This is a genomic window from Geodermatophilus sp. URMC 64 (assembly GCF_053502555.1).
On record NZ_CP199955.1, the window covers coordinates 83755 to 102353 of the forward strand.

General features: G+C 74.8%; 17 protein-coding genes and 1 riboswitch. Of the genes, 11 read left to right on the forward strand and 6 right to left on the reverse strand.

Annotated elements, in window-relative coordinates; genetic code table 11:
• The first annotated feature begins 91 nt into the window (after positions 1 to 91).
• Positions 92 to 526, forward strand: a complete 435-nt coding sequence (locus tag ACWIYF_RS00415) for a rhodanese-like domain-containing protein (protein WP_448626138.1) — start codon at positions 92 to 94, stop codon at positions 524 to 526.
• Here the strand turns inward: ACWIYF_RS00415 and ACWIYF_RS00420 are convergent.
• On the reverse strand, positions 510 to 1067 hold the full coding sequence (locus tag ACWIYF_RS00420; protein ID WP_448626139.1) for a GNAT family N-acetyltransferase: 558 nt from the start codon (positions 1065 to 1067) through the stop codon (positions 510 to 512). The genes ACWIYF_RS00415 and ACWIYF_RS00420 overlap by 17 nt on opposite strands.
• Here ACWIYF_RS00420 and ACWIYF_RS00425 point away from each other — a divergent pair.
• Both ACWIYF_RS00425 and ACWIYF_RS00430 read left to right on the forward strand, forming a co-directional pair.
• Complete coding sequence (locus ACWIYF_RS00425; RefSeq protein ID WP_448626140.1) at positions 1066 to 3591, forward strand: molybdopterin oxidoreductase family protein; 2526 nt, start codon at positions 1066 to 1068, stop codon at positions 3589 to 3591. The two genes, ACWIYF_RS00420 and ACWIYF_RS00425, sit on opposite strands and share 2 nt — an antisense overlap.
• The gene (locus tag ACWIYF_RS00430) at positions 3588 to 4070 is read left to right on the forward strand and encodes a hypothetical protein (protein WP_448626141.1); all 483 of its coding nucleotides are present in this window, start codon (positions 3588 to 3590) and stop codon (positions 4068 to 4070) included. The genes ACWIYF_RS00425 and ACWIYF_RS00430 overlap by 4 nt, the downstream gene beginning before the upstream one ends.
• Here the strand turns inward: ACWIYF_RS00430 and ACWIYF_RS00435 are convergent.
• Positions 4063 to 4581, reverse strand: a complete 519-nt coding sequence (locus tag ACWIYF_RS00435; RefSeq protein WP_448626142.1) for a VOC family protein — start codon at positions 4579 to 4581, stop codon at positions 4063 to 4065. The two genes, ACWIYF_RS00430 and ACWIYF_RS00435, sit on opposite strands and share 8 nt — an antisense overlap.
• Before the next feature lie 97 nt (positions 4582 to 4678).
• Between ACWIYF_RS00435 and ACWIYF_RS00440 the strand changes: the two genes are divergently transcribed.
• Positions 4679 to 5383, forward strand: coding sequence for a Mut7-C RNAse domain-containing protein (locus tag ACWIYF_RS00440; protein ID WP_448626143.1), 705 nt, complete (start codon positions 4679 to 4681; stop codon positions 5381 to 5383).
• Here the strand turns inward: ACWIYF_RS00440 and argG are convergent.
• Entirely contained in the window at positions 5380 to 6828 is a 1449-nt protein-coding gene (argG, locus tag ACWIYF_RS00445) for an argininosuccinate synthase (RefSeq protein ID WP_448626144.1), read from the reverse strand. The two genes, ACWIYF_RS00440 and argG, sit on opposite strands and share 4 nt — an antisense overlap.
• Before the next feature lie 145 nt (positions 6829 to 6973).
• On the opposite strand from argG, the gene ACWIYF_RS00450 reads away from it, so the two are divergent.
• On the forward strand, positions 6974 to 8263 hold the full coding sequence (locus ACWIYF_RS00450) for an Nramp family divalent metal transporter (protein ID WP_448626145.1): 1290 nt from the start codon (positions 6974 to 6976) through the stop codon (positions 8261 to 8263).
• A gap of 5 nt (positions 8264 to 8268) precedes the next feature.
• Here ACWIYF_RS00450 and ACWIYF_RS00455 read toward each other — a convergent pair whose 3' ends face one another.
• Positions 8269 to 9165 carry an alpha/beta fold hydrolase gene (locus ACWIYF_RS00455; protein ID WP_448626146.1) on the reverse strand — a complete coding sequence of 299 codons (897 nt, stop codon included), beginning with the start codon at positions 9163 to 9165 and terminating at the stop codon, positions 8269 to 8271.
• A gap of 70 nt (positions 9166 to 9235) precedes the next feature.
• Between ACWIYF_RS00455 and ACWIYF_RS00460 the strand changes: the two genes are divergently transcribed.
• The 6 genes from ACWIYF_RS00460 to ACWIYF_RS00485 all read left to right on the forward strand — a co-directional run bounded on the left by ACWIYF_RS00460 (position 9236) and on the right by ACWIYF_RS00485 (position 14026).
• Entirely contained in the window at positions 9236 to 9856 is a 621-nt protein-coding gene (locus ACWIYF_RS00460) for a TetR/AcrR family transcriptional regulator (protein WP_448626147.1), read from the forward strand.
• Between the two features lie 18 nt (positions 9857 to 9874).
• Positions 9875 to 9977, forward strand: a riboswitch (TPP riboswitch).
• Positions 9975 to 10598 (forward strand): ECF transporter S component, encoded by a 624-nt coding sequence (locus ACWIYF_RS00465; RefSeq protein WP_448626148.1) that lies wholly within the window; start codon positions 9975 to 9977, stop codon positions 10596 to 10598. Its footprint overlaps the riboswitch before it by 3 nt.
• A 72-nt stretch (positions 10599 to 10670) precedes the next feature.
• Positions 10671 to 12149, forward strand: a complete 1479-nt coding sequence (locus ACWIYF_RS00470; RefSeq protein WP_448626149.1) for an ABC transporter ATP-binding protein — start codon at positions 10671 to 10673, stop codon at positions 12147 to 12149.
• Positions 12146 to 12907 (forward strand): energy-coupling factor transporter transmembrane component T family protein, encoded by a 762-nt coding sequence (locus tag ACWIYF_RS00475; RefSeq protein ID WP_448626150.1) that lies wholly within the window; start codon positions 12146 to 12148, stop codon positions 12905 to 12907. The genes ACWIYF_RS00470 and ACWIYF_RS00475 overlap by 4 nt, the downstream gene beginning before the upstream one ends.
• 17 nt (positions 12908 to 12924) lie before the next feature.
• The gene (locus ACWIYF_RS00480; protein WP_448626151.1) at positions 12925 to 13458 is read left to right on the forward strand and encodes a DUF1697 domain-containing protein; all 534 of its coding nucleotides are present in this window, start codon (positions 12925 to 12927) and stop codon (positions 13456 to 13458) included.
• Positions 13459 to 13576: 118 nt separating this feature from the next.
• Entirely contained in the window at positions 13577 to 14026 is a 450-nt protein-coding gene (locus ACWIYF_RS00485) for an ATP-binding protein (protein WP_448626152.1), read from the forward strand.
• 10 nt (positions 14027 to 14036) lie between these two features.
• On the opposite strand, the gene ACWIYF_RS00490 is transcribed toward ACWIYF_RS00485, so the two are convergent.
• Together ACWIYF_RS00490 and ACWIYF_RS00495 are read right to left on the reverse strand one after the other, a co-directional pair.
• Positions 14037 to 16580, reverse strand: a complete 2544-nt coding sequence (locus ACWIYF_RS00490) for a SpoIIE family protein phosphatase (protein WP_448626153.1) — start codon at positions 16578 to 16580, stop codon at positions 14037 to 14039.
• Between the two features lie 161 nt (positions 16581 to 16741).
• On the reverse strand, positions 16742 to 18550 hold the full coding sequence (locus ACWIYF_RS00495; RefSeq protein WP_448626154.1) for a gamma-glutamyltransferase family protein: 1809 nt from the start codon (positions 18548 to 18550) through the stop codon (positions 16742 to 16744).
• Between the last annotated feature and the right edge of the window lie 49 nt (positions 18551 to 18599).

Genomic DNA, 18599 nt, shown 5'->3' on the forward strand with positions numbered 1-18599 from the left:
CGGGTGCTTTATCCCGATAAAGCACCAATCGTGCGGTCGTTGGCAGGTCCGGCCCTCGTACGGACGGCGGACCCGACCGCACAGTGGCGGCATGTTCGACACCTGGGCCTCCCCCGCCGACGCCGCCGCCCACTTCGCGCACCGGCTGGCCGTCGAGACCGACGTCAGCGACGTCGCGGCGGCGCTGGGCAGTGGGGAGTTCGTGCTGCTCGACAGCCGCAGCGCCGAGGCGTGGGCGCAGGGGCACGTGCCCGGCGCGGTGCACCTGCCCGGCCGCGAGATCCCGACGCGGGCGGCCGCCGAGCTCGACCCCGCCGTCCCGGTGGTCACCTACTGCTGGGGACCGGGCTGCAACGGGGCCACCCGCGCCGCGCTCGCGCTGGCGCAGCTGGGGTACCGGGTGCGGGAGATGATCGGCGGGTTCGAGTACTGGGCCCGCGAGGGGCTGCCGGTGGAGACGGCGGAGGGCGTCCGCCGGCCGGACGTCGACCCGCTGACCGCGCCGGCGCTCAGCTGCGGGTGCTGAGCTCCGGCGCCGGGTCGTCGGAGAGGCGGGACCACAGCAGCTCGTCGTGCTTGACACCGTCGCCGTAGCGGTAGGCGCGGCGCAGCCGGCCCTCGCAGGTGAACCCGGCCTTCGCGGCCACCCGGCCCGACGCCGCGTTCTCCACCGCGTGGCACAGCTCGATGCGGTCGACCGGCAGCGCGCCGAAGGCCCAGCGGCACACCGCGTCGACCGCCAGCGCCGCGACACCCCGCCCCCGCGCCGAGGGCGCCGTCCAGTAGCCGATCTCCGCGTCCTGCTGGCCGCGGTCGATCGAGTGCAGCGACACCGAGCCGAGCAGCGTCCCGGTGCCCGGGTCGACGACGGCCCAGGACGCGTGGTCGCCGCCGCTCCAGTCCATCCGGCCGCGGATCATCCGGACGACGTCGTCCCGGGAGGCCGACCCCGAGCCGTTCCAGAGCCGGATGTCGGGATCCTGCAGCGCCGCCCAGACGGCGTCGGCGTCGTCCTCCCGCCAGGGGCGCAGCAGCACCGGCCCGGCCGGCAGCTCGAAGGGCTCCATGCCGCGCATCCTCGCCTGGCAGCGCGCCGTCGGTGGCGCGACACTGCTGCCCCACGGCAACAGTTGCTCGGAGGAGGGCGCGATGGGCCGCCTGGACCGGATCGCCGAACCCTGGGGCAGCCGCACCCCGTACGGCCCGGGCGAACGGTGGCCGGTGCGGGTGGACAGCTACCTCGCCGACGGACTCACCGCGGAGGACGTCGACCGGTGGGTGCCGTCGGCGACGATCCTGCACTCCAACGGCGACGGCCTGGACATCGCGGTCAAGGACGGCCGGATCGTGGGCGTGCGCGGCCGCGCCGACGACCGGGTCAACCACGGCCGGCTCGGGCCCAAGGACCTCTTCGGCTGGCAGGCCAACGGCTCCCCGGACCGGCTGACCCGGCCGCTGGTCCGCCGGGACGGCGAGCTGGTGGAGACCGACTGGGACACCGCGATGGAGACGATCGTCGCCCGCACGAAGGCGCTGCTCGACGAGCACGGCCCCAGCACGATCGGCTTCTACACCAGCGGCCAGCTCTTCCTCGAGGAGTACTACACGCTGGCGCTCATCGCGCACGGCGGCATCGGGACCAACCACCTCGACGGCAACACCCGGCTGTGCACCGCGACGGCGGCCGAGGCGCTCAAGGAGTCCTTCGCCAACGACGGCCAGCCCGGCTCCTACACCGACGTCGACACCGCCGACGTCATCTGCCTGTACGGGCACAACGTCGCCGAGACGCAGACCGTGCTCTGGACCCGCATGCTCGACCGCCTGGCCGGGCCGAACCCGCCGGCGATCGTCTGCGTCGACCCGCGGCTGACCCCCGTCGCCCGGGCGGCCACCGTCCACCTCGCGCCGTTGCCGGGCACCAACGTGGCCCTGATGAACGGCCTGCTGCACGAGATCATCGGCAACGGCTGGATCGACCGGGCGTACGTCGACGCCCACGTCGTCGGCTTCGACGAGCTCGAGCAGCGGGTGGCCGAGTACCCGCCGGAGAAGGTCGCGGCGATCTGCGACGTCCCGGTCGGGCAGCTGCGCGAGGCCGCCCGGCTGATCGGCACCGCCGAGCGGCTGTTCTCGACCGTGCTGCAGGGCTTCTACCAGTCGCACCAGGCCACGGCCGCCGCCGTCCAGGTCAACAGCGTGCACCTGGTCCGGGGCATGCTCGGCCGGCCGGGCTGCGGGCTCCTGCAGATGAACGGGCAGCCCACGGCCGAGAACACCCGCGAGTGCGGGGCGGACGGCGACATGGCCGGGTTCCGCAACTGGTCCAACGACGCCCAGGTCGACGAGCTCGCCCGCCTGTGGAACGTCGACCGGATGCAGATCCCGCACTACGCGCCGCCGACCCACGCGATGCAGATGTTCCGGTACGCCGAGGCGGGCTCGATCCGGATGCTGTGGGTCAGCGCCACCAACCCGGCGGTCTCCCTGCCCGAGCTGCACCGGATCCGGTCGATCCTCTCCCAGGAGCGGCTGTTCCTCGTCGTGCAGGACATCTTCCCGACCGAGACCGCGCAGCTCGCCGACGTCGTCCTGCCGGCCGCGACGTGGGGCGAGAAGACCGGCACCTTCACCAACGTCGACCGGACCGTCCACCTGTCGGACAAGGCGGTGGACCCGCCCGGCGAGGCACGGGCCGACCTCGACATCCTGCTCGACTTCGCCCGCCGCATGGACCTGCGCGACCAGGACGGCGGCCCGCTCGTGCCGTGGTCGGACGCCGAGGGGGCCTTCGAGGGCTGGAAGGAGTGCAGCCGCGGCCGGCCCTGCGACTACAGCGGACTGTCCTACGCCCGGCTCCGCGAACGCAACGGCATCCAGTGGCCGTGCACCGACGAGCGGCCCGACGGCACCGAGCGGCTCTACGAGGACGGCCGGTTCCTCGCCGCTCCCGACTACTGCGAGAGCTACGGCCGCGACCTGCTCACCGGCGCGCCACTGGAGGAGACCGAGTACAAGGCGCTCAACCCCGACGGCAAGGCGGTCCTCAAGGCCGCCGCGTGGCTGGAGCCGCACGAGGTGCCCGGCGGCGACCACCCGTTCTGGCTGATCACCGGCCGGACCCTGTACCAGTTCCACACCCGCACCAAGACCGGGAGGGCGCCGCAGCTGCAGGCCGCCGCCCCCGAGGTCTGGGTCGAGCTGTCGGTCGCCGACGCCGCGCGGCTCGGCGCCGGCGAGGGGGACGTGCTGGAGGTGACCACGCCGCGCGGGCGGGTGCGGGCCCGGCTGCGGGTCAGCGGCATCCGCGACGGCGTCGTCTTCCTGCCGTTCCACTACGGCTACTGGGACGAGCCGGGCGAGCCGTCCGGGGAGCGGGCGGCGAACGAGCTGACGATCACCGACTGGGACCCGGTCTCCAAGCAGCCGCTGTTCAAGACGGCGGCGGCGGCGGTGCGCCTGGTGGCCCCGGCCGACCGGCGGCCGTCGGCGGCGCCGACGACGACCGCCTCGGCGCCGGCCGCGGGCTCGCCGCCACCGACGCGCGGCGGGCCCGCCGCGGAGGCAGAGGAGGAGGTGGGCGCCCGGTGAAGATCGACCTCGCGCTCGAGGAGCTGCACCACTCCGAGAACGACCTCGCCGGGCAGCTGCTGGCGCTGTCGGACCGGCACAAGGCCGACCACGAGATCTTCCACGTGGCCCGGGACCTCGCCGTCTGGTCGCAGGAGCACGTCCGGCGGATCTCGGCCATCGGCCGGCGGTTCGGCCTGCACCTGGACCCCGAGCCGGCCGGCGACCCCACCCTGCTGCAGAAGGTCCGGCAGGAGGTCGGCGACCGGCTCGGCCGCCGGTCGGCGCCCGCGCTGCTGCTGCTCCGCGACCTGCGCAGCGTCTACGTCGACGCCTCGGGCGTCTCGGTGGACTGGGAGATGATCGCCCAGGCCGCCCAGGGCGCCCGGGACCGCGAACTGTTCGAGCTCGCGTCGACCTGCCACCCCGACACCCTGCGCCAGGCCCGGTGGGCCAACGCCCAGCTCAAGGAGGCGGCGCCGCAGATCCTGGCTAGCTGACGACGGGGATCGAGACGCCGACGCCGCCGCGGGTCTGCGCCCCGTAGCGCTCGATCTCCCGGTCCAGCTCCAGCGGCCGGATCGCCATGGCCTGCGCCCGGACGTCGTCGGTGATCAGGTCGGCCGGCAGCAGCCAGGAGACCTCGAACTCGAGGCCGTCGGGGTCCTGGGCGTAGAGCGCCTTGGTGGTCGAGTGGTCCGAGGCGCCGACCAGCGCGCCGGCCTGGAGCAGCGCGTCGCGCACCCGGGCCAGCTCGGCGAGGGTGTCCACCTCCCACGCCAGGTGGTACAGGCCGACGGTGCGGCGGCCGGCCTCGCTCGGGGCGGCGCTCTCGCCGATGGCGAACAGGCCGAGGTCGTGGTCGTTGGTCGACCCCTCGGCCTGCAGGAACACCGCGCGGCCGGGGATCTCCGCCTTCACCCGGAAGCCGAGCACGTCCCGGTAGAAGGCGAGGCTCCGAGCGACGTCCCGGACGTACAGGACGGCGTGGTTCAGGCGCTGGACAGGCATGGCGGCCTCCCGGTCGTCGATCGTTCGGGAACCAGTCTGCGCCTCATTGCTTGAGTCTTCAAGCATTCGTCCGCACCGCCGGGGTAGGGGTGCGGCCGTGGGCACCGACGTCGTCGTCCGGGTCGACCCGTCGCTGGCGTTCCTGCTGCCACCGCGGGACCGGGCGGCGCGGTGCCGGCGGCTCGGCTTCGACCCCGACGCGACCGTCGGCCACGTGGTGCAGGCGGCGGGCGTCCCGCTGACCGAGGTGGGCGGGCTCACCGTGGACGGCGACCGGGTCGACGTCTCGGCCCGGGCGGCGCCCGGCGCGACGGTGGACGTCGAGCCGGTGGCGCGACCGCAGCCGGTGCCGGCCGGCGGCTTCCTGCTCGACGTCGGCCTGGGCGCGCTGGCCCGCCGGCTGCGGCTGCTCGGCCTGGACGTCGCCTACTCCTCGTCGGCCGACGACCCGGAGCTGGTCGAGCGCGCCCGTACGGAGGACCGGGTGCTGCTCACCCAGGACCGCGGGCTGCTGATGCGCCGCGCCCTGCCGGCCGGCGCGCTGGTCCGCGGCAGCGGGGCGGACGAGCAGGCGGCCGACGTCCTCGACCGGTTCGCCCCGCAGCTTGCCCCGCTCACCCGGTGCACCGCGTGCGGCGGTGTCCTGTCGGCGGTGGCCAAGGCCGACGTCGCCGACCGGCTGCCACCCGGAACCCGGCGCAGCTACGACGAGTTCTCCCGCTGCACCGCGTGCGGACGGGTCTACTGGCGCGGCGCCCACGCCCGGCGGATCGACGCGCTGATCGACCGCGCCCGGCGCTAATCGGTGCCGGATTCCATGGCGGCGCGGTCGAGCAGCTCCTCGTCGGCGGAGACCTGGCCGCGCGAGGCGATCGCCTCGGCGCCGCCCTCCCGGGTCACGTCGATCAGCCCGGTCGCGGCCGCCTGCGCGGCGCCGATCGCGACCCGCGTCGTCCCGCCGACCATGCCGATCCGGGCGTACTGCTCGAGCCGGGCCCGGGAGTCGGCGATGTCCAGGTTGCGCATGGTGAGCTGGCCGATCCGGTCCACCGGGCCGAACGCGGAGTCCTCGGTGCGCTCCATCGACAGCTTGTCCGGGTGGTAGCTGAACGCGGGCCCGGAGGTGTCGATGACCGAGTAGTCCTCGCCCCGGCGCAGCCGCACGGTGACCTCTCCGGTCACGGCCATGCCGACCCAGCGCTGCAGCGACTCGCGCAGCATCAGCGCCTGCGGGTCCAGCCAGCGGCCTTCGTACATCAGCCGCCCCAGCCGCCGGCCCTCGGCGTGGTAGGTGGCGAGGGTGTCCTCGTTGTGGATCGCGTTGACCAGCCGCTCGTAGGCCACGTGCAGCAGCGCCATCCCCGGCGCCTCGTAGATGCCCCGGCTCTTGGCCTCGATGATCCGGTTCTCGATCTGGTCGGACATGCCCAGACCGTGCCGGCCGCCGATCGCGTTGGCCTCCAGCACCAGGTCGACGGCGGAGGCGAACTCCTTGCCGTTGATCGTCACCGGCCGGCCCTGCTCGAAGCCGATCGTCACGTCCTCGGGCGCGATCTCCACCTCGGGGTCCCAGAACCGCACGCCCATGATCGGCTCGACGATCTCGACGCTGGCGTCGAGGTGCTCCAGCTGCTTGGCCTCGTGCGTCGCGCCCCAGATGTTGGCGTCGGTGGAGTAGGCCTTCTCGGCGCTGTCCCGGTAGGGCAGCCCGTGGGCGACCAGCCACTCCGACATCTCCTTGCGACCGCCGAGCTCGGAGACGAAGTCGGCGTCCAGCCACGGCTTGTAGATCCGCAGCGAGGGGTTGGCCAGCAGGCCGTACCGGTAGAACCGCTCGATGTCGTTGCCCTTGAACGTCGAGCCGTCGCCCCAGATCTGGACGTCGTCCTCGAGCATCGCGCGGACCAGCAGCGTGCCGGTGACCGCCCGGCCCAGCGGGGTGGTGTTGAAGTACGCGCGACCGGCCGTGCGGATGTGGAAGGCGCCGCAGGTCAGCGCCGCCAGCCCCTCCTCGACCAGCGCCGCGCGGCAGTCGACCAGCCGGGCGATCTCGGCGCCGTAGCTCTCGGCCCGTCCCGGGACCTTCGCGATCTCGGGCTCGTCGTACTGGCCGAGGTCGGCGGTGTAGGTGCACGGCACCGCGCCCTTGTCGCGCATCCACGCGACGGCCACCGAGGTGTCGAGGCCGCCGGAGAAGGCGATCCCGACGCGCTCGCCGATGGGCAGGGAGGTGAGCACCTTGGACATGAGCACAACTATGCACGCTGATGCATGACTATGCAAAGCCGGGCGGAGGTCGGCCCCGGGGGGCCACTGACTGGCCCGGGCGTGACATCCGGGCCGGGCACCGGTAGGAACGACCACTCACCGGCTCCACGCTCGCGAGGCCCCCGTGTACCTGTCCAAGACCGAGGCCGCCGTCCTGCCGACCACCCTGCTGGGTAGCGCCGGACGGACGACGGAGCCGGCCGGCCGGCGGCGGCTCTGGCCGCTGCTGGGCCCGGCGTTCGTGGCCGCCGTCGCCTACGTCGACCCGGGCAACTTCGCGACCAACTTCTCCGGCGGCGCCGCCTTCGGCTACACGCTGCTGTGGGTGATCGTCGCCGCCAACCTCATGGCGATGCTCATCCAGTCGCTGACCGCCAAGCTCGGTATGGCGACGGGCCGGGATCTCGCCACGCTCTGCCGGGAGCGGCTGCCGCGCCCGGTGACCTGGGTGCTGTGGGTGCAGGCCGAGGCGGTCGCGATCGCCACCGACCTGGCCGAGATCGTCGGCGGCGCGGTGGCGCTCTACCTGCTGTTCGGCGTGCCGCTGCCGGTGGGCGGCTGCATCACCGCGGTGGCGGCCTTTCTCCTGCTCGCCGCCCAGTCGCGCGGGCACCGGCCGTTCGAGCGGGTCATCGCCGGGCTGCTCCTGGTCATCGGGCTGGGCTTCGGCTACACGCTGATCGGCTCCGGCGTCGACCTCGGCGGGCTGGCCGGCGGGATGGTGCCCTCCTTCGACGGGCCGGAGAGCCTGGTGCTCGCCACCGGGATCCTCGGCGCGACGGTGATGCCGCACGTCATCTACGTACACTCGGCGCTCACGCCGGGCCGCTACGGCGACGTCGTCACCGCCGGCCGCAGCGCCGAGGGACGGCGCCGGCTGCTGCGCGCCCAGAGGCTCGACGTCCTGCTGGCGATGGGCCTGGCCGGCCTGGTCAACGCCTCGATGCTGGTCATCGCGGCGCAGCTGTTCAGCGGCGGCTCGGACGCCGGCTCGCTCGAGGCGGTGCACGTCGGGCTCGGCGACCGGCTCGGCGCCGGCGCGGCGGCCGCGTTCGGGATCGCGCTGCTGGCCTCGGGCTTCGCGTCCTCTTCGGTCGGCACGCACGCCGGTCAGGTGGTGATGGCCGGCTTCCTGCGCCGCACCATCCCGCTCATGGTCCGCCGGGGCATCACGCTGGCGCCCGCCCTCGCCATCCTCCTGCTCGGCGGGGACCCGACCACCGCGCTGGTCTGGTCGCAGGTGGTGCTCTGCTTCGGCATCCCGTTCGCGCTCGTGCCGCTGCTGTGGCTGACCAGCCGCCGCGACCTCATGGGCGGCTGGGTGAACCGGCGGACCACCACCGCCGCCGGCGCGGTCGTCGCGGCGCTGATCATCGGCCTGAACGCCTACCTGCTCACCGGCCTCGTGCTCTGACGGCGCTAGGAGGCCCGGCTGCGGGCGTCGTCGGCGGTCGTGCGGATCTCGTCGGCGAACGCGGGCCACAGCGCGCGGGGCAGCTCGTGGCCCATGCCGGGATAGACGACGAGCCGTGCGCCCGGGATCGCCGCGGCGGTCGCCCGCCCGCCCTCGGGCCGGATCATCACGTCGCTGTCGCCGTGGATCACCAGGGCAGGCACGCGGACGGCGCCCAGCTCGGCCCGCAGGTCACGGGCCGTGCGCTGGGCGGCGTTCTGGCGCTTCGCCCCCGGGCCGGTGAGCCCGGCGTCGTCGCGCGGCATCGCCACACGGAGCATCGCCAGGTGCCCCTCCCGGTCGGGCGGGTAGCCGGGTGAGCCGGTGACCTCCTGCATGGCGACCATGAAGTCGGCCATCGCCTCGGGGGTCGCGGGCCGTCCGTGCTCCCTCGCCAGCCGGCGCGCGCGGCGGACCAGCGCGAGCAGGGTGCGGGCGCGCATGCGCCCGATCCGCGGCGACGGCGTGGACATGATCGAGGTCAGCGACAGCACCCGGTCGGGGTGCTCGACGGCGAGCAGCTGGGCGATCATCCCGCCCATCGACGCCCCGACGACGTGCGCGGCCGGCCAGCCGACGTCGTCCAGCACCGCGAGCGCGTCGCCGGCCATGTCCGCCAGCGAGTAGGGCGCCGGCCCACGGCGCCGCGGCGGGACGTCGAGGTGCGTGGACAGCCCGACGTCGCGGTTGTCGAAGCGGACGACGGTGAACCCGCGGCCGACCAGCTCGGCACAGAGGCCGTCGGGCCAGCCGACCATCTGCGCGCCCAGGCCCATGACCAGCAGCAGCGGCTCCCCGCCGGGCTCGCCGAGCACCTCGTAGGCCAGCTCGAGATCGCCGTTGCGCGCCGTCCGAACGGTCATGCCGGCCTCCCCGGTCATCGTATGGATACATACGTCTCACGAAAGAGCCCCGGTGCGCGAGGATGGCGGCATGCCGCGGCGCGTGGACCACGACGAGCGGCGGCGCGCGCTCACCGACGCGCTGCTGCGGATCGCGAGCACCCGCGGGCTGCAGGCGGTGACGATGCGGGAGGTGGCCGCGGAGGCCGGCGTCTCGCTGCGGGTCGTCCAGTACTACTTCACCGACAAGCGCACCCTCATGGCGTCCGGGCCGGGCGAGCTCGCCGCGCGGCTGGACCGGCGGGTGCGGGAGCGCGCCGCCGCGATCGGCACGGGGCTGCCGCCTCGGACGGTCCTCGAGGTGGTCCTCACCGCGATCCTGCCCATGGACGAGCAGAGCCGGGCCGACTCCCTGGCATGGACGGCGTACTACGCCGCCGGCCTCACCGGCGCGGAGTGGGTGCCCGGGATCGCGGAGGAGGCGCTGGCCCCGCCGAACGCGCTGGAGAACTGGCTCACCGGCGTCCTCACCCGCGCCCGGGAGGCCGGGGAGATCCCGGCCGACCGGGATCCGCGCACCGAGGTGGTGGGCCTGCTGGCGATGGCCAACGGGCTGACCTCGAGCGTGCTGGGCACCCAGCGCACCGCCGAGCAGGCCGCCGCGGTGCTGCGCTACCACCTCGATCGGCTCTTCCGGACCGATGAGGGTTAGGCTGCACGGCACAACAGAAGAAACCGACAGGGGAGCGCCTAGGCGCTGAGAGTGCGGTCCGCCGCAGACCCTCGAACCTGATCCGGGTAATGCCGGCGCAGGGAGTCTGGAGGAATCCATGGCCGACCAGGCCGTCCGTCCGTCGTCCGTCCCCGCCGACGAGCAGTCCGCGCCCCGGCGCTGGCGCACCGTCGACATCGTCGTCACCGCCGTCCTCGGCGTGGCGTTCGGCGTCGTCTTCTGGGCGTGGAACCTCGCCTTCGGCGTGCTCAGCGCGCCGCTGGCCTTCTTCGCTCCCTTGGCGGCGATCCTCAACGGCGTCTACCTCATGCCCGGGGTCGTCGCCGGGCTGCTGGTCCGCAAGCCGGGCGCGGCGATCTTCGCCTCGACCCTGGCCGCGGCGCTGAGCCTGCTGCTCGGCTCGCCGTACGGCGGGATCATCGTCGTGTACGGCCTGGTCCAGGGCCTCGGCGGCGAGATCGGCTTCCTGCTCACCCGCTACCGGACGTTCGGCTGGGGGACGGCTGTGCTCGCCGGGGTCACCGCCGGGCTCTCGACGTCGATCCTGGACAACTCGCTCTACTACAGCGAGCTCTCCTTCTTCGGCTTCCAGCTGCCCTACACGGTCTTCACCGTGCTCTCGAGCGTCCTGCTGGCAGGGATCGTCGGACTGCTGCTGGTCCGCGCGCTGGCCCGGACCGGCGCGCTGAACGCCTTCGCCGCGGGCCGCCGCCGCGTCTGAGCCGCTCCGGTGGCCGATCTCCTGCCCACCGGCGCTCGCGCTCCCGGTCCGCAGCGGACTCGGAGCGCGAGCGTGCCGGCCTCCGGACCCGCCCGGGTCGTGGCTCGCGGCCTCGGCGTCCGGCACGCCTCCCGCCGCGCCTGGGCGCTGACCGGCGCCGACCTCGTCGTCGAGCCCGGCGAGCGGGTGCTGCTCACCGGCGCCTCGGGCGCCGGCAAGTCCACGCTGCTCGCCGCGCTCGCCGGCCTCCTCGACGCCGAGGGCACCGAGATCACCGGCGAGCTCACCGTCGACGGCGCGCCGCCGGGCGCCGCCCGCGGCCGCACCGGCCTGCTCGCCCAGGATCCCGACAGCCAGCTCGTCATGACGCGCGCCGGGGACGACGTCGCGTTCGGGCTGGAGAACGCGGGCCTGCCCGCGGAGGTCATCTGGCCGCGGGTCGACGAGGCGCTGGCCGCCGTCGGCTTCCGGTACGGGCGCGAGCGGCCCACCGCGGCGCTCTCCGGCGGCGAGAAGCAGCGGCTGGTGCTGGCCGGCGTCCTCGCGCGGCGGCCGGGGCTGCTGCTGCTCGACGAGCCGACCGCCCAGCTCGACGGCTCCGGCGCAGCCCTCGTGCGCGACGCCGTGGCGCGGTCGACGGCCGACCGCTCGGCGACCGTCCTCGTCGTCGACCACGACGCCGCCCCGTGGCTGCCGCTGGTGGACCGGGTCGTCGAGGTGGTGCACGGCGGGCTGGTCGAGCACGGGCCGGACTGGCGGCCGGTCCCCCGCACCGCCGGTCTGGAGCTGCCGAGAGCGGCGGACGGACCGGTCCTGCTCGCCGCCGAGGCGGCCGGGTTCACCTACCGCGGCGCGAGCGCCCCGGCCCTGGCCTGCGCCGACGCGACGCTCCGGGCCGGGCGCGCGCTGGCGATCACCGGCCCGAACGGTACCGGCAAGTCCACCCTCGCGCTGCTGCTCGCCGGCCTGCGCGGCCCGACGGCCGGCCGCGTGCTGGCGGCCGACGAGCTGGCCGCCGGTGTGCGGCGGGGCCGCCGGGAGCCGCACCGCTGGCGGGCGGGCGAGCTGGTCAGCCGGATCGGCACGGTGTTCCAGCAGCCGGAGCAGCAGTTCCTCACCGGGCGGCTGCGCGACGAGCTGGCGCTGGGGCCGCTGCGCTCCGGCGAGCACGCCACGGCCGCCCGGGCGACCGCCGACGCCCTGCTCGAGCGGCTGGAGCTGACCGCCTTCGCCGACGCCAACCCGTACACGCTCTCCGGCGGCCAGCAGCGGCGGCTGTCGGTGGCCACCGCGCTGGCCACCTCGCCACGGGTGGTCGTGCTGGACGAGCCGACCTTCGGCCAGGACGCCGCCACCTGGCGCGAGCTGGTGACGCTGCTGGCCGAGCAGCGGGCGGGCGGCTGCGCGGTCGCCGTCGTCACGCACGACGCCGACCTGGTCGCCGTCCTCGCCGACGACCGGCTCGCCATGAGCGGACAGGGGCGTGAGCATCGCAGCAAGGAACGAGCGAGGAGCGGAGCGTCCCGCGGTAGCGAACGGGGAGCACTGTGACGTCGCTGGCGCTGGGGCCGGCGCCGGACGTGCCGCTGTCCCGGATCAACCCGGTCGCGCAGCTGACGGCGATGGCCGTGGCCACCCTGGTGCTGCTGACCAGCCTGGACGTCGTGACCCCGGCCGTGGTCGTCGCGGCGGAGCTCTGCCTGCTCCCCGCCGCCGGGTTGACCCGCCCCGGCGTGCTGCTGCGGCGGACCTGGCCGCTGCTGGTCGGCGCCTCCTCGGTGGGCGTGGTCAACGTGCTGCTGGCGGAGGAGGCGACCCTCGTCACCGGCGTCGGACTGGCGCTGCGGGTGGTCGGGCTGGCGCTGCCCGGCGTGCTGCTCGTCTCCTCGACCGACCCCGTGCGCATGGCCGACGCGCTGACGATCCACTGGCGGGTCTCCACCCGGTTCGCCTACGGCGCCCTGGCCGCGCTGCGCCTGGCCCCGCTGCTGGTGACCGAGTTCGAGGCGATCCGGCTGGCCCGGCGGACGCGGGGGGTGGAGGCCGGGCGCAATCCGGTGGCCGCCGTCCGGCTGCTGGCCGGTGCGGCCTTCACCCTGCTCGTCGGTGCGGTGCGCCGCGGCTCCCGGCTGGCCACCGCGATGGACGCCCGCGGCTTCGACTCCGGCGTCCCCCGGTCCCATGCCCGGGGGTCGCGGCTGCACCGCCGGGACGCCGTCGCCGTGGCCGCCACCGTGGCCGTCTGCGCCGTCGCGGTGACCCTGAGCGTCACCCTGGGCGCCTGGGACCCCGTGTTCGTCGGCGGCTGAGCGTTAGCGTGCGCGGCATGAGCACCCGCTACGTCGCCCTGCTGCGCGGCATCAACCTGGGCAAGGCCCGCCAGGTCGACATGCCCCGGCTACGCGCCGTCCTCACCGCGGCCGGGCACGGCGACGTGCGCACCTACCTGCGCAGCGGCAACGTGCTGCTCGACAGCCCGCTCCCGGAGGCCGACCTCGCGACGCAGCTGACGCGGGAGATCGAGAAGGAATTCGGCTTCGAGGTGCCGGTCGTGATCCGCACCGGCGATGAGCTCGCGGCGGTGCTGGAGGCCGACCCGCTCGGCGCGGTCGCGACGGACCCGGCCCGGTACTCGGTGACCTTCTTCCCCGAGGCACCGGCCGAGGCCCGGATCGCGGAGCTCCCGCCCGCCGAGGACGGCGAGTACGTGGTCCGCGGCCGCGAGCTCTACCTGTGGCTGCCGGGCGGCATGGCCGACAGTGCCATGGCGAAGTGGAAGTGGGACCGGCTGCTCGGCGTCGCCGGCACCAACCGGAACTGGAACACGGTGTCGAAGCTGGCCGAGCTGGCCGCCGGTTGAGCCCACCGCCTTCACCCGTCCGGGGTGATGCGTGTCCCATGACGTTTGGACGGCCGCCCCGCGGCCCATACGAGATGTTCGGTCGCCGTTCCGCGCGGCCTCGGTGGCAAGGGGACGCATGGTGGCGGGCACGTCGGCGGAGCCGCTCTGGCCGTCGGCGACCCCGCCCGCGGCGCACGACGGGCTGTTCTTCGAGCTGACCGACGTCGCCGAGCTGCCCGTCGTCCGGTCGCAGGTGCGCCGGCACGCCACCGCCACCGCGCGTCGGCGGGACGCCGAGAGCGAGGACCTGCGCGACCAGCTGGTGCTGGCGCTGGACGAGATGGCCAGCAACGCGCTGCGCCACGGCGGCGGCAGCCGGGTGACCGCGGCCGTGCGGCTGACCGAGCAGGCCTACCTCATCGAGGTCACCGATCAGGCGCCGTCCTCACCGCCGGTGCCGGCGGTCGGCCGTGACCCCAGCGAGGGCGGCCTGGGGCTGTACCTGATCGCCGAGCTGGCCACGGCGCACGGCTGGTACGTCAGCCACGACGCCAAGGTCGTCTGGGCGCTGCTGCCCCGCGGCTGAACGGCCCCTTCTACTCCGGCGGCACGCTGGGCGGGAGGCGGCGCGGCCCGGCCTCCGCCGGGCGCGGGCGGTCCTGGGGGTGCAGCCGGATGGCGACGAGGGCGATGTCGTCCTGCAGGCCGTCGGGGCGCAGCCGCTCGATCAGCCGGTCGCAGAGCTCGGCCAGGGGCCGGTCGGCCAGCTCGGCCAGCGCGGCGCGCAGCCGGGCGATGCCCTCGTCGAGCAACAGGTCGCGCCCCTCGACCAGGCCGTCGGTGTAGAGCAGCACCGTCGCGCCGCGCCGGAAGGTCACCACGGACTCGGTGCGGCGGGCGGTCGGGTCGACGCCGAGCATCAGCTCCGCGCGCTCGCCGGCCAGCTGCTCGATCCGGCCGTCGGGGTGCAGCAGCAGCGGCGGCGGATGACCCGCGTTCGACCACCGCAGCCGGGTGAGCCCGGCGGCCCGCTCCTCCGCCGTCTGCTCGACCCGGGCGATGGCCGCGGTCGCCAGCGCACGCATCTGCAGCCCCTCGACGGCGCGGTCGAGGTCGGTGAGGACCTCGGCCGGGCGGATGCCGTCGCGGTAGGCGATGCCGCGCAGCAGCCCGCGCAGCTGGCCCATGGTGGCCGCCGCCTCGGTGTCGTGGCCCACGACGTCGCCGATGACGAGCACGGTGGCGCCGCTGGGCTGCAGGAACGCGTCGTACCAGTCGCCCCCGACCTCGGCGGCCTGCACGGCCGGGTGGTAGCGGACGACGATCTCGGCGTGGTCGGGCTCCGGGGGCGCGGTCAGCATGCTGCGCTGCAGGCCCTCCGCGAGCCGCCGCTGCTGCTCGTACAGGCGGGCGTTGTCCAGGGCCAGGCCCGCCCGCTCGGCCACCTCGCGGGCGGCGGCGACGTCCTCGTCGTCGGCCGGCCCGCGCCCCGCCGAGCGGTAGATGCTCAGTGCCCCGAGCGTGCGGCCGCGCGCGGTCAGCGGCAGGGTGATCGCGCTCCGCGGCGCCAGCTCGTCGAAGACCGGCCGCACCACCGGGTCGAGGCCGGCCCGGACGGCCGCCGGCACGTCCGGGACCACCATGTGCTGGCCCGAGGCCAGCGCCTTGAACACCGGCGCGTCCGCGTCGATCGCGGCCAGGCGCAGCTCGGCGTACCGGGCGGTGAGGTCCCGGGCGTCCGCGTCGCGGTGCCAGCTGCCGACGTCCCGGATCCGCCCGTCCTCGTCCAGCAGGCTCACGATGGCCCAGTCGCCGAGCACGGGGACGACGATCTCGGCGAGCTGCTGCAGCGCCGCGCGCTCGTCCCCCCGGTCGCCGACGGTGCCGGCGAGCATGGTGCTGACCTCGGCGACCAGGCTCAGCCGCGCGGCGCTGCGCCGGGCGCGCTCCTCGGCGCTGCGCCGCTCGGTGATGTCGAGGAAGTACACCGACAGCCCGTCGGGGCCCGGCCACGCCCGGACCTCGTACCAGGCGTCCAGCGGCGGCGGGTAGTACGCCTGGAAGACCCGTTCCTCGCCGGAGGTCATCGCGCCGCGGTAGTGCGTCTCGAACGCGCTGCCCAGAGCGAGGGGGAACAGCTGCCAGATGTCGCCGCCGAGCAGGTCGTCCCGGGAGGACTGCAGCACCCGTTCGGCCTCGGCGTTGACGTAGGTGAAGCGGTAGTCGCGGTCCAGTGCGAAGAACGCCGCGGTCATCGTCTCGAGGACCCGGGCGACGCGGGCGTCGGCGTCCCGCTGCTCGGTGGTGTCGTAGGCGGCGCCCAGCAACCGGACGGCGGTCCCGGTGTCGTCCCCGACCGCGCGGCCGCGGGCCCGGATCCAGCGGGTCTCCCCCGTCGGCAGCACGATGCGGTACTCCGCGTCGTAGCCGCCGACCGTCTCGATCGCGTGCCGGAGCGCGTCGGAGACCCGGGACAGGTCGTCGGGATGCAGCCGCGCGTTGAACGCCTCGATGCTCTCGGTGAACGAGGTCCGCTCGTAGCCGAACAGCTGGACCAGCCGGTCGTCCCAGATCAGCCGGCCGGTGGTGAGGTCCCAGTCGAAGCTGCCGATCTCCGCCGCGTCGATCGCCAGCTCGAAGCGGACCCGGTGCGCCTCGAACTCGCGGGCCAGGGCGGAGAGCTCGAGCTCGGTGGCGACGGAGTCGGCCATCTGGCGCAGCAGCGCGACGTCGGCGTCGGTCCAGGCCCGCGGCCGCGGCCCGAAGACGCACAGCGTCCCGACGACCTGCCCGTCGTGCGCGGCGAGCGGGATGCCGAGGTAGGACCGGACGGCGCCCGACGTCACCGGCGCGAGGGCGGCCACCCGCTCGTCCGCGCGCGCGTCGGTGACCACCAGCGGCCCCGAGCTGCCGGTGGCCGCCGTGCACAGCACGTCCTCGAGCGGGGACCGGGCACCGAGCGACCCCGGCGGGAGGCCGGCGCCGCCCACGATCAGTTGGGTCTCCCCGAGCAGCGCCACGTGGGCCGAGGGCGCACCGAGCAGCCGGGCGGTGAGCTCGGTGAGCCGTTGCAGCGACCGCGACCCGACGGCGGTCTCCTCCAGCCGGCGGACGGCGGCCAGGCGGCCGTCAGTGCTCACGCCGGTTCCTTCCGAAGCGTGGGGCCGGGGACCCTCTCCTGGATCACCCGAGCGATGCGGGGACTACGACGATCGCGCCCGTCCGACCCGACTATCGACGTTCCTTTGTCTCACGAACATCCGGTCGCACACAACAAATGTGTCGGAACGAACGCGGCCGGTCACCGTCCGGCGGCGTAGCCCTGCATCCCGCGGGGGTTCGCGGCGGCCCGCAGCACGCCGGTCTCCGCGTCCCGGCTGACCGCGGAGAGCCGGCCCAGCGTCCAGGCGTCGGAGACCACGACCGCGTGGCCGCGGCGGCGCAGCTCGGCGACCACGTCGTCCCCGATGCGGGACTCGACCACCATCTCCCCGGGCGAGGTGTCCCGCGGGTAGAACGACGACGGGAAGCTCGTCGTGTGCCAGGCCGGGGCGTCGATGGAGGCCTGCAGGTCCAGCCCGCGCAGCGTGTGGGCGAGCCAGAAGCACAGCTGCCACTGCTCCTGCTGGTCCCCGCCCGGGGTGCCGAAGGCCAGCGCCGGGACGCCGCCGCGCAGGGCGAGCGACGGCGTGAGGGTGGTGCGCGGGCGCTTGCCGGGGGCCAGGGAGTTCGGCAGGCCCGGCTCGAGCCAGAACATCTGCGCCCGGGTGCCGAGGGCGAAGCCCAGCTCCGGGATCACCGGCGAGCTCTGCAACCAGCCGCCGGAGGGGGTGGCGGAGACGAGGTTGCCCCACCGGTCGACGACGTCGACGTGGCAGGTGTCGCCGCGGGTCGTGCCCAGCGGGTCGACGGTCGGTTCGCCCACACCCGCGGCGGAGTGGACGCGGGGGCCCTCGTGGCCGGCGGTGACGAAGGCCGGCAGCCGGGGCGGGCGCCCGCCCGGGGAGCCGGGCCGCAGCTCGCGGCTCGCGGTCCCCCCGATGAGCGCCCGCCTCTCGGCGGCGTAGGTGGACGAGAGGAGGTCGTCCACCGGCACATCGTCCACGTCCCCGTACCAGGCCTCGCGGTCGGCCATCGCCAGCTTCGTCGCCTCGACGCTCGCATGCACCACCTCGGCGGTGTCCGCGTCTTCGGAGACGGAGGCGTTGCTTCCCGCGGGGCCCGCCGGCAGTGCGCCGTCCAGCATCGCCAGCGCCTGGAGCAGTGCCGGACCCTGGGACCACGGCCCGGCCTTCGCGAGCGTCCACCCCCGCCAGTCCAGGGTGACCGGCGGCTCGTACCTCGGGGTCCACGTGGCCAGGTCGTGCGCGGTCAGAAACCCGGGGTGGGGACGACCGGAGTCGTCCATCACCGGGTACCGGCAGAACCTGTCGATCGCCTCGGCGACGAATCCCGTATACCAGGCAGCCAGTGCCGCGTCGATCTGCGCCTCCCGTGTGGGACCGCGCGCTGCGTCGAGCAGGCGGCGGTAGGTCGAGGCCAGAACCGGATTGCGGAAAAGACTGCCGGCGGCGGGAACCGCTCCGTCGGAGGTGAGCCAGGTGGCGGCCGAGGTCGGCCAGTGGGTGCGGAAGTGCTCGGAGACCGAGGCGCAGGTCGCGACCACCCGCGGGTGCAGGGGGTGGCCGGTCTCGGCGTACTCGATGGCGTAGCGGAGGACGGCGTCCAGCGGCAGGGTGCCGTGGTCGCGCAGCAGGGTCAGCCAGGCGCCGACGGCGCCCGGGACCGTCGCGGCGAGGAGGCCGGTTCCGGGGACCAGGTCGAGGTCCAGCTCCCGGAAGGCGTCGATCGTCGCGGCGGCGGGGGCGACCCCCTGACCGGACAGGATGACGGGCTCCCCCGTATCCCCTCTGGCGAAGAGGACGGGGACCTCGCCGCCGGGCCCGTTGAGGTGGGGCTCGACGACCTGGAGGGCCAGCGCGGCGGCGACGGCCGCATCGAACGCGTTGCCGCCGGCCTCGAGGATGGCCATGCCCGCGGCGGTGGCCAGCCAGTGGGTCGAGGCGACCATGCCGAACGTTCCGGCCAGTTCCGGGCGGGTGGTGAACACTCGGCCACCGTAGGCGCCGCGGTGCGTCCGGCGCGCGGGATCGTGGGAG

What these genes read in the sequence shown, in the direction of transcription:
- ACWIYF_RS00415 (WP_448626138.1), top strand. Translation starts at nt 92, where the DNA reads ATGTTCGACACCTGGGCCTCCCCCGCCGACGCCGCCGCCCACTTCGCG.
- ACWIYF_RS00425 (WP_448626140.1), top strand. Translation starts at nt 1,066, where the DNA reads ATGCCGCGCATCCTCGCCTGGCAGCGCGCCGTCGGTGGCGCGACACTG.
- ACWIYF_RS00420 (WP_448626139.1), bottom strand. Translation starts at nt 1,067, where the DNA reads ATGGAGCCCTTCGAGCTGCCGGCCGGGCCGGTGCTGCTGCGCCCCTGG.
- ACWIYF_RS00435 (WP_448626142.1), bottom strand. Translation starts at nt 4,581, where the DNA reads ATGCCTGTCCAGCGCCTGAACCACGCCGTCCTGTACGTCCGGGACGTC.
- argG (WP_448626144.1), bottom strand. Translation starts at nt 6,828, where the DNA reads ATGTCCAAGGTGCTCACCTCCCTGCCCATCGGCGAGCGCGTCGGGATC.
- ACWIYF_RS00455 (WP_448626146.1), bottom strand. Translation starts at nt 9,165, where the DNA reads ATGACCGTTCGGACGGCGCGCAACGGCGATCTCGAGCTGGCCTACGAG.
- ACWIYF_RS00460 (WP_448626147.1), top strand. Translation starts at nt 9,236, where the DNA reads ATGCCGCGGCGCGTGGACCACGACGAGCGGCGGCGCGCGCTCACCGAC.
- ACWIYF_RS00465 (WP_448626148.1), top strand. Translation starts at nt 9,975, where the DNA reads ATGGCCGACCAGGCCGTCCGTCCGTCGTCCGTCCCCGCCGACGAGCAG.
- ACWIYF_RS00480 (WP_448626151.1), top strand. Translation starts at nt 12,925, where the DNA reads ATGAGCACCCGCTACGTCGCCCTGCTGCGCGGCATCAACCTGGGCAAG.
- ACWIYF_RS00485 (WP_448626152.1), top strand. Translation starts at nt 13,577, where the DNA reads ATGGTGGCGGGCACGTCGGCGGAGCCGCTCTGGCCGTCGGCGACCCCG.